The following is a 14,332-nucleotide window of genomic DNA, read 5'->3' on the forward strand; positions in this document are numbered from 1 at the left end:
AATGAATCCGGCTTTCCTCATTACCGCACTGCTGTGGCTGTCGGTGGCGGGGCTCGCGTTCGCGGTCGCGAAGCGCTCGTCCTACTGGCGTCTCGGGCGCGCGACGGCGCCCGGCTCGTTCGGCGTCGCGAACCTGTTCGCGATCCCGAAGCGCTACTTCGTCGATCTGCACCATGTGGTGGCGCGCGATCCGTACATCGCGAAGACCCACGTCGCGACCGCCGGCGGCGCGATCGCCGCGCTCGCACTGGTGTTCGTCAACTACGGCCTCGCGATCTACTCGCCGTGGCTCGACAAGCTGATCTTCCTCGCGGCGCTCGCGATGTTGGTCGGCGTGGTGTTCGTCTGGCGCCGCCGCGCGGCGAAGAACGTGCCGGCCCGCCTGTCGCGCGGCCCGTGGAATGCGCTGCCGTGGCTGCTCGGCTCGTTCGCGCTCGGCCTCGTGCTGTTCATGGTCGTGCCGGCCGGCGCGATGTCAGGCGCGTTCGCGGTGCTCTGCGCGCTGTTGATCGGCGTCGGCGCATTCACGATGACGGTCGGCGCCGCGAAGGGCGGCCCGATGAAGCATGCGATCGCCGGCTTGCTGCATCTCGCGTTCCACCCGCGCCAGGAACGTTTCGCGGCAACCCGCGACTCGTTCACGGGCAACGGCACGGCCACGCCGCCGACCGCGCTGAAGCTGCCGGACATCGAGCGTGAGGAATACGGCGTCGCGAAGCCCGTCGAATTCCGCTGGAACCAGCTGCTGAGCTTCGACGCGTGCGTGCAGTGCGGCAAGTGCGAAGCCGCGTGCCCCGCGTTCGCGTCGGGCCAGCCGCTGAACCCGAAGAAGCTGATCCAGGATCTCGTCGTCGGGATGGCGGGCGGCACCGATGCCGCGTACGCGGGCAGCCCGACGCCGGGCCTCGCGGTCGGCCAGCATCGCGGCGAGCCGAACGGCCCGATCGTGTCCGGCCTGATCGAAGAACAGACGCTGTGGTCGTGCACCACCTGCCGCGCATGCGTGCAGGAGTGCCCGATGCTGATCGAACACGTCGATGCGATCGTCGACATGCGCCGCAACCGCACGCTCGTGCACGGCACGGTGCCGGGCAAGGGCCAGGAAGTGCTCGCGAACCTGCGCGAAACCGGCACGATGGGCGGCTACGACACGGCCGCACGTTACGACTGGTCGGTCGACCTGAACGCGCCGGTCGCACAACCCGGCAAGCCGGTCGACGTGCTGATCGTCGCGGGCGAAGGCGCGTTCGACATGCGTTATCAGCGTACGCTGCGCGCGTTCGTGAAGGTGCTGAACAAGGCGGGCGTCGATTACGCGGTGCTCGGCGGCACCGAGACCGACACCGGCGACGTCGCGCGCCGTCTCGGCGACGAAGCGACGTTCCAGCAGATGGCGAAGCGCCTGATCGGCACGCTCGGCTCGCTGTCGTACAAGCAGATCGTGACGGCCGACCCGCACGTGATGCACAGCCTGCGCAACGAATACCGCGCGCTCGGGCTGCGCGTGACGGTCAAGCATCACACGACGTACATGGCGGAGCTCGCCGACAGCGGCAAGATCGCGCCGAAGGCCGTCGACGCGCTGCGCGAGAAGCGCACCACGTATCACGACCCGTGCTACCTCGGCCGCTACAACGGCGAGACGGAATCGCCGCGCAAGCTGCTGAAGACGATCGGCATCCAGGTCGTCGAGATGGAGCGCAACGGCATGCGCGGGCGCTGCTGTGGCGGTGGCGGCGGTGCGCCGCTGACGGACATCCCGGGCAAGCAGCGTATTCCGGACATCCGCATCGCCGACGCGCGCGCGATCGGCGCCGACGTGGTGGCGGTCGGATGCCCGAACTGTACGGCGATGCTCGAAGGTGTCGTGGGCCCGCGCCCGGACGTGCTCGACGTGGCCGAACTCGTTGCTGCCTCGCTGGAGTGAATCGATGAACACGATCAAACGAATCGATCCGCGCCGGCCGTTCATCATCACGGCCGCCGGCCTGAAGCGCATCACGCTCGGCGAGGAAGGCAGCGCCGACGCGAGCGCCGCGCAGTGGTCCGCGCACGGTCACGGCGCCGCGGCCGCGAAGCCGCGCCGCGCAGTGCAGGACCCGAAGCACGTGATGCTGGTGGTCGCGCATGCCGAGCGCGGCGCGCTCGACGATCATGCGCGGCAGGCGATCGCCGCCGCCGCGGTGCTGGCCGACGCGCAGACGGAAGTCGCGCTGCTGGTCTTCGGCGAACTGAAGGACGACGCGGCTGAACTCGGCGTCGACAAGCTGCTCGAGCTCGCCGGCTTCGACCGCCGCGCGTTCGCGCCCGAAAGCGAATTGCAAGCGTTGCAGGCGTGCGCCGCGGCGCTCGCGCCGAAGCACGTGTTCGTGCCCGACAACGCGACCGGCGACGGCGATCTCGGCCGGCGTTATGCGGCGGCGGCCGGTGCCAGCGTCGCGACGCACGTGGTCGAGATCGACGCGAAGCATGTCGGCGCGTATGCGCATGCCGGTCGCGCGTTCGCGACGCGCGGCTTGCCCGACGTGATCCTGCTCGCGCAGAACGCGGTCGAGGCGAAGCTGCCGTTCGTCGGCGCGGGCGAACGCGTCGCCGCCGACTTCATCCGCCCGGCCGGCGGTGCGGCGCAACCGTACCGCGACCTCGGCCTCGAGGAAATCGACGCGGCGCAGGTCGCGCTGGAGGAAGCCGACTTCATCGTGTCGGCCGGCAACGGCGTGTCGGACATCGGCGCGTTCGAGCGGCTCGCGGGCGTGTTCGGCGCGGCGATCGGCGCGAGCCGCGTCGCGGTCGACAACGGTCACTTCACGCGCGACAAGCAGGTGGGCGCCACCGGCAAGACGGTCGAGGCGAGCGTGTACATCGCGTTCGGCATCTCGGGCGCGGTGCAGCACCTGCAGGGGATCAAGGACTGCCGCCACGTGATCGCGGTGAACCTCGACGGCAGCGCGCCGATCGCGAAGCGCGCGAACCTGACGGTGGTGGGCGACGCGCAGGCGACGATCGCCGCGCTGATCGAACAGGTGCAGGCCGCGCGCGCGGCGCGCGGTCAAACGCCGGCTGCGGTCGGCAGCCGTGAAACCGAAGGAGTCGCAGCATGAACGCCCCCCGCCAGTTGCAACGCATCGCGGTGCTCGTGTCCGTGGGCCGGCACCCGGTCAGCGGCACGGCGCGCTACAGCCGCAACGACGCGGCCGCGCTCGAAGTCGGCCGCCAGCTCGCGGAGCAGCATCGCGCGCAGCTCGACGTGATTCACGCGGGCGACCCCGCGAATGAGGCGCTCGCCGAATACCTTGCGCTCGGCGCGCGCCAGGTCGAGGTGCTGGCCTGCCGCGACGGCGACGATGCCGTGCACGCGATCGCCGCCCGCGTCGATGGCTACGACCTCGTGCTGACCGGCACGCGCGCCGAGGGCGCGTACGACACCGGCATGCTCCCGTATCGCGTCGCCGCGGCGCTCGGCTATCCGCTCGTCGGCTCGGCCGTCGACGTGACGGTTGGCGGCGGCCGCGCGGCGGTCCGGCAATTCTTGCCGAAAGGGCTGCGGCGGCGCGTCGACACGGCGCTGCCGGCCGTCGTCGCGGTCCATCCGCTCGCGAACGTGGCGCCGCGCTACGCGTATGCGCGGCTGCGGGCCGGCGCGATCCGCCCGGCGCTCGCGTCGACCGGCGCGGATGCCGATGCGGCCGCGTGGAAGGTCGGGCCGATCGAGCGTAAACCCGTAAAGCTGGTCGCCGCCGAGAAGCGCTCCGGGCATGCGCGGATGTTGTCCGCGACAACGACCGAAAGCCGCGGCGGCAACGTCGTAAATGAAGGGAGTTCAGTCGAAAAAGCACAAGTGATCCTCGCGTATTTGCGCGAGCATCAGCTCATCGACTACTGATTTTGATGCCTGTCGGCAACCACACTGGGATGCAAGGAATCCGGAGCAAACGATGAAAGTATCGGCAGACATTCGTGCACTGATCGAACGCCGCAAGGAAGGCTACAGCCTCGAGGCGCCGTTCTACACGAGCGAGGAGATCTTCGCCCTCGACATGGAGGCGATTTTCCGCCAGCACTGGATCCAGGTCGCGATCGAACCGGACATTCCGGAGCCGGGCGACTACGTGACCGTCGAACTGGGCAGCGACTCGATCCTGATCGTGCGCGACGACGACATGGAAATCCGCGCGTTCCACAACGTGTGCCGTCACCGCGGCGCGCGCCTGTGCAATGAGGACAAGGGCTCGGTCGGCAACATCGTGTGCCCGTACCACAGCTGGACCTACAACCTGACGGGCCAGCTGATGTTCGCCGAGCACATGGGCGAGAAGTTCGACCGCTGCAAGCACAGCCTGAAATCGGTGCACGTGCAGAATCTCGCGGGCCTGATCTTCGTGTGCCTCGCGGAGGAACCGCCGGCCGACTTCGCGCAGCTGCGCGCCGAGATGGAGCCGTATCTGCTGCCGCACGATCTGCCGAACACGAAGATCGCCGCACAGATCGACATCATCGAGGAAGGCAACTGGAAGCTCACGATGGAGAACAACCGCGAATGCTATCACTGCGTCGCGAACCATCCGGAGCTGACGATCTCGCTGTATGAATACGGTTTCGGCTACCAGCGCTCCGACGCGAACGCCGAAGGCATGGACGCGTTCGCCGAAACGTGCGTGCGCCGCGGCAAGGAGTGGGCCGAGATGGGCCTGCCGTCCGCCGAAATCGAGAAGCTGCTCGACGTGACGGGTTTCCGCACGCAGCGCCTGCCGCTCGACCGTCACGGCGAATCGCAGACGCTCGACGCGAAGGTCGCATCGAAGAAGCTGCTCGGCAAGTTCGAGCAGGCCGACCTCGGCGGCCTGTCGTTCTGGACGCAGCCGAACTCGTGGCACCACTTCATGAGCGACCACATCGTGACGTTCTCGGTGATTCCGCTGTCGGCCGGCAAGACGCTCGTTCGTACCAAGTGGCTCGTGCACAAGGACGCGAAGGAAGGCATCGACTACGACGTGAAGAACCTGACGGCCGTGTGGAACGCGACCAACGACCAGGATCGCGCGCTCGTCGAATTCTCGCAGCGCGGCGCGACCAGCAGCGCGTACGAGCCCGGCCCGTATTCGCCGTACACGGAAGGTCTCGTCGAAAAATTCTCGGCCTGGTACATCGGCCGGCTCGCCGCACAAACCGGCGCGTAGTACCCGGCACTACCCAGCACTGAAGCGGAGCTACACATGATGCGAGATGCGGCCAATTTCGAGCCGGCGGACAGCCGGGTCACCCACCCGGCGTTCTGGAACGCGCTTCCGGAGCGCTGGACGAGCGACGTCGAGGAAACGCTGGTGTGCTGCCACGTTCGGCAGGAAACCCACGACGTGAAGAGTTTCTTCTTCCGTTCGCCGCAAGGCCGTGCGTTCTCGTTCGAGCCGGGGCAGTTCATCACGCTCGAGCTCGACATCGAAGGCGAGACGATCAACCGGTGCTACACGATCTCGTCGTCGCCGGCGCGGCCGCACACGATCTCGATCACGGTGAAGCGCGTGCCGGGCGGCAAGGTGTCGAACTGGCTGCACGACAACCTGCAGCCGGGCGCGTCGATTCGCGTGCTCGGCCCGGCCGGCGAATTCACGTGCGCACGGCATCCGGCGCGCAAGTACCTGTTCCTGTCGGCCGGCTCGGGCGTCACGCCGCTGATGTCGATGAGCCGCGCGCACCACGATCTCGCCGAGGATCGCGACATCGTGTTCGTGCATAGCGCACGCACGCCGGACGACATCATCTTCGCGCGCGAGCTCGATCTGATCGCGTCGAATCACACGAACTTCCGCACGTCGTTCGTCGTCGAGCGCGTCGGCGCGCGCACGAACTGGCCGGGCGTGACGGGCTTCCTGACGCTGCCGCTGCTGAAGCTGATCGCACCGGACTTCATGGAGCGCGAGATCTTCACGTGCGGCCCCGCGCCGTACATGAAGGCCGTGCGCGACCTGCTCGACGAAGCCGGGTTCGACCGCAAGCAGTATCACGAGGAGAGCTTCTCGTTCGAAACGCTCGCGCAGACGGCGAGCGACGACGTGCTCGCCGAACTCGTGCCTGCGGCCGACGGCGGCGACGTCGCGACGAAGCAGTACACGGTCAGCTTCGCGAAGAGCAACCGCGAAATTTCGTGCGCCTCCGGGCAGCACGTGCTCGACGCGGCGCGCCAGTCGGGCGTGCGGCTGCCCGCATCGTGCACGCAGGGCATGTGCGGCACCTGCAAGGTGAAGCTCGTGTCGGGGCAGGTCGAGATGAAGCACAACGGCGGCATCCGCCAGCGCGAGATCGACCAGGGGATGGTGCTGCTGTGCTGCAGCAAGCCGCTGTCGGATCTCGTGATCGACAAGTAGTCCACTACGCCACCGGCTGTCCGGACGCGTCGCGTTCGGACAAGCATCTGTCGGAAAAGAACGATACCGTGGATTTGTGGTTGAAGAACCTAGAGAGGCAACGCGCGGTAAGCGCATATCAAGGAGATCGACCATGAAGCTGTTCGGAAAACTGTTGTGGGGTGGTGCGCTGTCGGCGATGGTGGCACTGAGTGCGTCGGCGCTTGCCGATACGAAGCCGACGCTGAAGATCGGCTACGTCGAAGGCTGGGACGACAGCGTCGCGACGTCGAACGTCGCTGCCCGCGTGATCGAGAAGAAGCTCGGATACCAGGTCCAGCTCGTGCCGGTGGCGGCCGGGATCATGTGGCAGGGCGTGGCGCGCGGCGATCTCGACGCGACGCTGTCGGCGTGGTTGCCCGTCACGCACGGCTCCTACTGGAGCGAATACAAGAGCAAGGTCGTCGACGTCGGCGCGAACTTTCCCGACGCGAAGATCGGCCTGATCGTCCCCGATTACGTGAAGGCAAAGAGCATCGAGGATCTGAACGCCGAGAAGAGCAGCTTCGGCGGCCGCATCGTCGGCATCGACGCCGGTGCGGGCGTGATGCGCAAGACCGACGAAGCGATCAAGAACTACGGGCTCAGCTACACGCTGATGCCGAGTTCGGGCAGCGCGATGACGGCCGAGCTGTCGCGCTCGGTCGGCGCGAACAAGCCGGTGATCGTGACCGGCTGGGCGCCGCACTGGATGTTCGCGAAGTGGAAGCTGCGCTTCCTCGAGGATCCGAAGAAGGTGTTCGGCGGCGCGGAGCACGTCGACAGCGTCGTGAATCCGCAGCTCGAAACGAAGGCGAAGCCGGTCGTCACGTTCCTGAAGAAATTCCAGTGGAAGCCGGGTGAAATCGACAGCGTGATGCTCGCGATCCAGAACGGCTCGAAGCCGGAAGCGGCCGCGGATGCATGGATCGCCGCGCATGCGGACCGCGTGAATTCGTGGACTGAAGGCGCGCAGTAACACCGCGGCGATTCGTCGCGACAATCATCACAACAATATGCCGGGAATGGCACGCAGGAATCCGAAACAATCGTGAATTCATGCGGCCATATCCCGGTTTTCTTTTACCGATTCTGCAAAAAAGCCCGTAAGTTGTTACACTACGGCCCTTGTGCGGAGTCATCTCAGGAGGACTTGGATGAGTCAGGCAGGACTGCGTGCGAATCGCACCAGTGATGTTGAGGCAACCATCTCACATGATTCGACGGGCCATACGCTGCATCGTGGCCTGACCTGGAAAGACGCTTTTTGGGTGACGAGCGGCGTGCCGGCAGGCGTGCTGTTCACGATCGGCGGCGTATGCGCGACGATCGGTCAGCCCGCGTGGGCGATCTGGATCGCCGCGATCACGATGGGGCTGATTCAAAGCGCGACTTATGCGGAAATATCGGGGCTATTTCCCCATAAATCGGGTGGCGCGTCGGTGTATGGCGCGATCGGCTGGGTCCGTTACAGCAAGCTGATTGCCCCGGTTTCCGTGTGGTGCAACTGGCTCGCGTGGTCGCCGATGCTCGCGCTCGGTTGCGGCCTCGCGGCGAGCTACGCGCTCACGAGTCTCTTTCCCGCCAACGCGGCGGTGCTGCAGTGGCAGCTCAAGGTGGCGGATCTCGGGTTCATCAAGCCTGGTCTGTCTCTGCGAATCAATGCGACGTTCATCATCGCGACGATTCTGCTTCTCATCACGTTCAAGCTTCAGCACAGCGGCGCATCGAAGGCGGCGCGCACACAGCGCATTCTCGGCATTGCGTCGCTGACTCCGCTCCTGATCGTCGGCATCGTGCCGTTCGTCACCGGCGACGTGCCGATGTCGAACCTGCTCCCGCTACTGCCGCTCGGTCACGACGCACAAGGCAACCTCACCGCCGCGACGTTCGGCTCGTGGAACGGGCAGGGCGTCACGATGGCGCTCGGCGCGATGTTCATGGCCGGCTGGGCGTCGTACGGCTTCGAGACGGCCGTCTGCTACACGCGCGAGTTCCGCGATCCGCGGCGCGACACCGCGAAGGCGATCTTCTGGTCGGGCGCGCTGTGTCTCGTCGTGATGACGCTGGTGCCGATGGCATTCCAGGGCGCGCTCGGCACGCAGGCGATGCTCGATCCGGCGATCGGCGACGGCACCGGCGTCGCGGCCGCGATGGCGAAGATCGTCGGCGGCGGCGCGTGGGTCGCGAATGCGGTCGTCGTGATGCTGATGCTGTCGATCCTGCTGATCGTGATGACGTCGATGATGGGCTCGTCGCGCACGCTGTATCAGGCATCGGTCGACGGCTGGCTGCCGAAGTACCTGTCGCACGTGAACGAGCACGGCTCGCCGACGCGGGCGATGTGGACCGATCTCGGCTTCAACCTCGTGTTGCTGATGATGTCGGACTACATGACGGTGCTGTCGATCTCGAACGTCTGCTACATGTTGTTCGTATTCCTGAACCTGCAGTCCGGCTGGATCCACCGGATGGACCGCGGCAACTGGGATCGGCCGTTCCGCTGCCCGACGTGGCTGCTCGTCGCCGGTTCGATCTGCGGCTACGCGAACCTCGTCTATGTCGGCGCGGGCGCGAACCTGCAGGGCGAAGGCACGCTGCGCAACGGGCTGATCGCGATGCTGCTGATCGTGCCGGTGTTCCTGTATCGCCACTACTGGCAGGATCGCGGCCGGTTCCCCGCGCAGATGCAGCGCGACATGGAACTCGAAGTGCCGAAGCGCGCGATGTGGCTGAGCCTGATGCCGTACGCGGCGCTGGTCGGCGCGGCGCTCACGATCTGGCTGTCGTACTACTTCGCGTGGGTGAAATAGACGCAAGCGGGCGGCGCTTCGCGCGGCGAAGCCGGCACCGCACCGGCGGCCGTCGCGCGAAGCGACGAACGACTGCACGAAAAAAACCGACCGGCTGGTTGCCGGTCGGTTTTTTTGTTGGCGGCTCGCCGAATGCGGGCGCTTACGGAAACACCACCGTCCGGTCGCCGTTCAGGAACACGCGGCGCTCGATGAATGCCTTCACCGCGCGCGCGAGCGTGATGCATTCGACGTCGCGTCCGACCGCAAGCAGTTGCTCCGGCCGCAGCGCATGATCGACGCGTTCGACCACCTGTTCGATGATCGGGCCTTCGTCGAGATCGTCGGTCACGAAGTGCGCGGTCGCACCGATCAGCTTCACGCCGCGCGCGTGCGCCTGGTGATACGGCTTCGCGCCCTTGAAGCCGGGCAGGAACGAGTGGTGGATGTTGATCGCGCGGTTCGCGAGCTTCGCGCTGGTTTCCTGCGACAGCACCTGCATGTAGCGCGCGAGGATCACGAGTTCGGCGCCGCTCGACTCGAAGAAGTCGAGCCATTGCGCTTCCTGCTGTGCCTTCGTGTCGGCCGTGATCGGAAAGTGGCGGAACGGCAGCCCGTGCTGCGCGGCGAGCGGTTCGAAGTCCGGATGGTTCGACACGATGCCGACGATGTCCATCTTCAGCTCGCCCATCCGCCAGCGGAACAGCAGGTCCGCGAGGCAATGCTCGAGCTTCGACACCATGATCAGCACCTTCGGACGCGCATTCACGTCATGGATCGCCCATTGCGTGTCGCCTGGGCCGCCCGCGAGCGCGGCCGCGATCGGCCCGAACTCCTGGCGCAGCGCGTCGATCTGAAGCGTTTCATCCGTCGGATGAAACACGCAGCGTACGAAGAAGTGGTTGCTGAGATCGTCGTCGAACACGTTCAGCGCATCGACGTAGCAGCGATGGCGCTCGAGAAAGCCGACGACGGCGGCGACCTGGCCGGCCGCGCTCGGGCACGACAGCGTCAGGACGAATTGATCGGGGCGTGAGTCGGCGGTCATGAAATTCCTCGGATGTCATGGAGCGCGAAAGCCGTGCGGCGGCGCACAACGGCGCCGCGCGACGCGGGCCGCGGGAGACTCAAGTAAATCAGGACGATTTGGGCTCGGATAGAACCAACCCGCCGTGTGGCTGGTATCGGCGCGCCAGCGCCGCGCGCCGGGCCGCCGGTCCGGCCGTGCCGACGCAGGCGTTCAGCGTGGTTCGAGCGTGCAGCCGAGCGCCCCGTCACGCCGACGCGCACGCGTCGAGCAGCCAGCGCCGGAACACGTGCGTCGCATCCGGCTCGGGCCGCTGCGGCGGCCGCACGAGGAAGTAGCCGCGCGACGTGACGACCGGCGCGTCGACGAGCTTCACGAGCTGCCCGGACGCGACGAGCTCGTCGACGAGCGGCGACCAGCCGAGCGCGACGCCCTCGCCGAGCAGCGCCGCATGGATCACCAGCGCATAGCTGTTGAACGTCACGCCGCGCGCGGCGGCCAGCGTGTCGAGGCCGTGCGCGTCGAACCAGGCCGCCCACGACAGCCAGCGCTCGGGCCGGGTCGGCTGCACGTGCAGCAGCGGCAGCGCGTGCAGATGGTCGGGCCGCGCGACGTGCGGATGCGCGTCGCGGAACGCCGGCGAGCACACCGGCGTAACCGACTCGGGAAAGAGGCGTGCCGCCGTGCACGACGGCCAGTGACCGTCGCCGAACAGGATCGCGATGTCCGCGTGGTCGCGCTGCGCGTCGTAATCCTGCGACGTGACGACCCGCACGTCGACGTCCGGCATCACGCGCTTCAGGCCCGCGAGGCGCGGCATCAGCCAGTAGGTCGCGAAACCGAAATCCGTGACGATCGTCAGCGCGCCGTGCTCGCGGCGCGCGCGCAGCGTCGCGGTGGCGCCGCGCAACGTATCGAGACTTACCCGCACGGCTTCGTACAAGCATTGGCCGTCCGTCGTCAGCGTGACGCCGCGCGGGCTGCGCTCGAACAGCGGCACGCCGAGTTCCGCCTCGAGCTGGAACACCTGCTGGCTCACTGCCGGCTGCGTGGAGCCGAGCTCGCGTGCGGCGGCGGTGAAGCTCTGCAGACGCGCGGCCGATTCGAACGCGCGCAGTGCCTGCATCGACGGTAACGGTTCGGGCTTCGACATAAGTCCCTCTAATGGCCTCATAAGGGCCGGACGCCTTCCCGCGCGAATTCGGGCGGGCGATAGTGCTTCGGACGGCACGGCGTTGCGGCCGCCTTTCCGCGATTCTGCCAGTCGCGAAACGTGCGCGCCGCACTTTCTGCACGCTGCGTCCGTCATGCCGGCCGCGTCGCCGCCGAAGCGCCGCGCCGCTCCGTTCGAACACCGATTTCCCCACGACCGCGATGACGAACAAGACTCCCAACATCCTGATCCTGATGGCCGACCAGCTGACGCCGTTCGCGCTGCCGGCATACGGCAACCGCGTCGCGCGCACGCCGACGCTCGACCGCCTCGCCAAGCAAGGCGTGGTGTTCGACGCCGCGTACTGCGCGAGCCCGCTGTGCGCGCCGTCGCGCTTCTCGCTGCTGACCGGCAAGCTGCCGTCGGGTATCGGCGCCTACGATAACGCCGCCGAATTGCCCGCGCAAACGCTGACTTTCGCGCACTACCTGCGTGCCGGCGGCTACCGGACGATGCTGTCCGGCAAGATGCACTTCTGCGGGCCCGATCAACTGCACGGCTTCGAGGAGCGGCTCACGACCGACATCTATCCGGCCGACTTCGGCTGGGTGCCCGACTGGGATCGTCCGGCCGAGCGGCCGAGCTGGTATCACAACATGAGTTCGGTGCTCGAGGCCGGCCCGTGCGTACGCACGAACCAGCTCGACTTCGACGACGAGGTGACGTTCGCGGCGAAGCAGAAGCTGTACGACGTCGCGCGCGAGCGCGCGGCCGGCCACGACGAAAGGCCGTTCTGCATGGTCGTGTCGCTCACGCATCCGCACGATCCGTATGCGATCACGCGCGAGTACTGGGATCTGTACGACGACGAAGAAATCGACATGCCGGCCGTGCGGCTCGATGCCGCGCAAAGCGATCCGCATTCGCAGCGGCTGCGCTTCGTCTGCGAAAACGACCGCACGCCGCCGACGGACGCGCAGATCCGCGCCGCGCGCCGCGCATACTACGGCGCGACGTCGTACGTCGATGCGCAGTTCGGCAGCGTGCTGGCCGCGCTGGAGCAATGCGGGTTCGCCGACGACACGATCGTGATCGTCACGTCCGACCACGGCGACATGCTCGGCGAGCGCGGCCTCTGGTACAAGATGACGTTCTTCGAAGGCGGCTGCCGCGTGCCGCTGATCGTGCACGCGCCCGGCCGCTTCGGCGCCGCACGCGTGCGCGGGCCCGTGTCGCACGTCGACCTGCTGCCGACGCTCGTCGACCTGGCCGGCGTGGCGCCGGCCGGCGGCTGGCCGGACCCTGTGGACGGCGCGAGTCTCGTTCCGCATCTGCAGGGCACGCCCGCGCACGACGTCGCGCTCGGCGAATATCTCGCGGAAGGCGCGATCGCACCGATCGTGATGATCCGCCGCGGCGACTGGAAGTACGTGCATTGCCCGGCCGACCCCGATCAGCTCTACAACCTCGGCGACGATCCGCGCGAGCGCACGAACCTCGCCGGCCTGCCTGAAGCCGCCGACGTGCTGGCCGCATTCCGCGCGGAAGCCGCGCGACGCTGGAACCTGCCGGCGCTCGACGCACAGGTGCGCGCGAGCCAGCGGCGCCGCCGCTTCCATTACGCGGCGACCACGCAGGGCCGCATCCAGGCGTGGGACTGGCAGCCGTTTGCCGATGCGAGCCAGCGCTACATGCGCAATCACATCGAACTCGACACGCTCGAAGCGATGGCGCGCTTTCCGCGCGTCGGGCGCTGAACGATCCGCATCCCGGACATTGACGAACGACGGAGGAAGCACACCATGAAACGGCTCACCCACGCAGCAAACCGCAGGCTCGGCACGGCGCTGGCCGCGGCCGCATGCGCATTGGCGATGCAGCAGGCCGCGCACGCGGCCGATCCGCAGACGTGTCGCGACGTGAAGATGGCGGCGCCCGGCTGGACCGACATCGACGCGACGAACGCGATGGCGGGCGTCGTGCTGAAGGCGCTCGGCTATCGGCAGGACGTCGCGAACCTGTCGGTGCCGATCACGTACCAGGGCTTGAAGAAAGGGCAGGTCGACGTGTTCCTCGGCAACTGGATGCCTGCGCAGGCGCCGCTCGTGAAGCCGTTCGTCGACGAGAAGACGATCGACGTGCTGCACGCGAACCTGAGCGGCGCGAAGTTCACGCTGGCGGTGCCCGACTACGTCGCGGCGGCGGGCGTGCACACGTTCGCCGATCTCGCGCGCCATGCGGATCGCTTCGGCGACAAGATCTACGGGATCGAGCCGGGTGCGCCGGCGAACCAGAACATCAAGCGGATGCTGTCCGACCACGCGCTCGGCCCGGCGAACTGGTCGCTCGTCGAATCGAGCGAGACGGGCATGCTCACGCAGGTCGAGCGCGCGGTGCGCGACAAGCGCTGGATCGTGTTTCTCGCGTGGGAGCCGCACCTGATGAACACCAAGTTCCACTTGACGTACCTGTCGGGCGGCGACGCGTATTTCGGCCCGAACTACGGCGGCGCGACGGTCAACACGGTCACGCGCGCGGGCTTTGCCGGCCAGTGCGCGAACCTCGCGCGCCTGTTCCGGCAGATGACGTTCTCCGTCGACGTCGAGAACAGGATGATCGCCGACATGCTCGAGAACAAGACGTCGCCCGCGGTCGCGGCGCAGCGCGTGCTGAAGGCCGACCCGGCGCTCGTCGCAGGCTGGCTCGACGGCGTGACCACGGCGTCCGGCACGCCGGCGCTGCCGGCCGTTCGTGCGGCGCTCGACGCGCGTTGATGCCCGTCCGGGCGGCCGGTTTTTGCCGCGCCGCCCGTCTCCGTGTTTTCCCCACCAGTCGCATCAAGACCATTTGGTGTCGCCTTCAGACGGGTGACGCGAAATATGGGTTTGTATTTTTCGCCAATGGCTGCGTTATTGCGGAAAACGAAATACCGAAGCCAGCGGACGTACCGAATTCGAATCAGCCGGCGTATTGCGGCACG

11 protein-coding genes are annotated in these 14,332 nt (G+C 67.2%); 9 read left to right on the forward strand and 2 right to left on the reverse strand.

Going from position 1 to position 14,332, the window contains the following annotated elements:
• The first annotated feature begins 1 nt into the window (after position 1).
• The 7 genes from BSE24067_RS00420 (at position 2) to BSE24067_RS00450 (ending at position 9,193) form a co-directional block, all read left to right on the forward strand.
• The gene (locus tag BSE24067_RS00420; protein ID WP_151062816.1) at positions 2-1,927 is read left to right on the forward strand and encodes a (Fe-S)-binding protein; all 1,926 of its coding nucleotides are present in this window, start codon (positions 2-4) and stop codon (positions 1,925-1,927) included.
• A 4-nt stretch (positions 1,928-1,931) separates the two neighbouring features.
• Entirely contained in the window at positions 1,932-3,101 is a 1,170-nt protein-coding gene (locus BSE24067_RS00425; RefSeq protein WP_151062815.1) for an electron transfer flavoprotein subunit alpha/FixB family protein, read from the forward strand.
• Positions 3,098-3,883 (forward strand): electron transfer flavoprotein subunit beta/FixA family protein, encoded by a 786-nt coding sequence (locus BSE24067_RS00430; protein WP_151062814.1) that lies wholly within the window; start codon positions 3,098-3,100, stop codon positions 3,881-3,883. The genes BSE24067_RS00425 and BSE24067_RS00430 overlap by 4 nt, the downstream gene beginning before the upstream one ends.
• Before the next feature lie 52 nt (positions 3,884-3,935).
• Positions 3,936-5,177 carry an aromatic ring-hydroxylating oxygenase subunit alpha gene (locus BSE24067_RS00435; protein WP_151062813.1) on the forward strand — a complete coding sequence of 414 codons (1,242 nt, stop codon included), beginning with the start codon at positions 3,936-3,938 and terminating at the stop codon, positions 5,175-5,177.
• Positions 5,178-5,213: 36 nt separating this feature from the next.
• Complete coding sequence (locus BSE24067_RS00440) at positions 5,214-6,362, forward strand: FAD-binding oxidoreductase (RefSeq protein ID WP_151062812.1); 1,149 nt, start codon at positions 5,214-5,216, stop codon at positions 6,360-6,362.
• A gap of 133 nt (positions 6,363-6,495) precedes the next feature.
• Positions 6,496-7,359 carry a glycine betaine ABC transporter substrate-binding protein gene (locus BSE24067_RS00445; protein WP_151062810.1) on the forward strand — a complete coding sequence of 288 codons (864 nt, stop codon included), beginning with the start codon at positions 6,496-6,498 and terminating at the stop codon, positions 7,357-7,359.
• 178 nt (positions 7,360-7,537) lie between these two features.
• Positions 7,538-9,193: a trimethylamine N-oxide permease gene (locus BSE24067_RS00450; RefSeq protein ID WP_151062809.1), complete on the forward strand. Its 1,656-nt coding sequence runs from the start codon at positions 7,538-7,540 to the stop codon at positions 9,191-9,193.
• Positions 9,194-9,335: 142 nt separating this feature from the next.
• Here BSE24067_RS00450 and purU read toward each other — a convergent pair whose 3' ends face one another.
• On the reverse strand, positions 9,336-10,220 hold the full coding sequence (gene purU / locus BSE24067_RS00455; RefSeq protein ID WP_151062808.1) for a formyltetrahydrofolate deformylase: 885 nt from the start codon (positions 10,218-10,220) through the stop codon (positions 9,336-9,338).
• 226 nt (positions 10,221-10,446) lie between these two features.
• Positions 10,447-11,373 carry a choline sulfate utilization transcriptional regulator gene (locus tag BSE24067_RS00460; RefSeq protein WP_174904666.1) on the reverse strand — a complete coding sequence of 309 codons (927 nt, stop codon included), beginning with the start codon at positions 11,371-11,373 and terminating at the stop codon, positions 10,447-10,449.
• Positions 11,374-11,573: 200 nt separating this feature from the next.
• Here BSE24067_RS00460 and betC point away from each other — a divergent pair, with 200 nt between their 5' ends.
• Positions 11,574-13,109, forward strand: coding sequence for a choline-sulfatase (gene betC, locus BSE24067_RS00465; RefSeq protein WP_151062806.1), 1,536 nt, complete (start codon positions 11,574-11,576; stop codon positions 13,107-13,109).
• Between the two features lie 45 nt (positions 13,110-13,154).
• Positions 13,155-14,126 (forward strand): choline ABC transporter substrate-binding protein, encoded by a 972-nt coding sequence (choX, locus tag BSE24067_RS00470; RefSeq protein ID WP_151062805.1) that lies wholly within the window; start codon positions 13,155-13,157, stop codon positions 14,124-14,126.
• Positions 14,127-14,332: the final 206 nt, after the last annotated feature.

The organism is Burkholderia latens (assembly GCF_902499045.1).
GTDB lineage: Bacteria > Pseudomonadota > Gammaproteobacteria > Burkholderiales > Burkholderiaceae > Burkholderia > Burkholderia latens.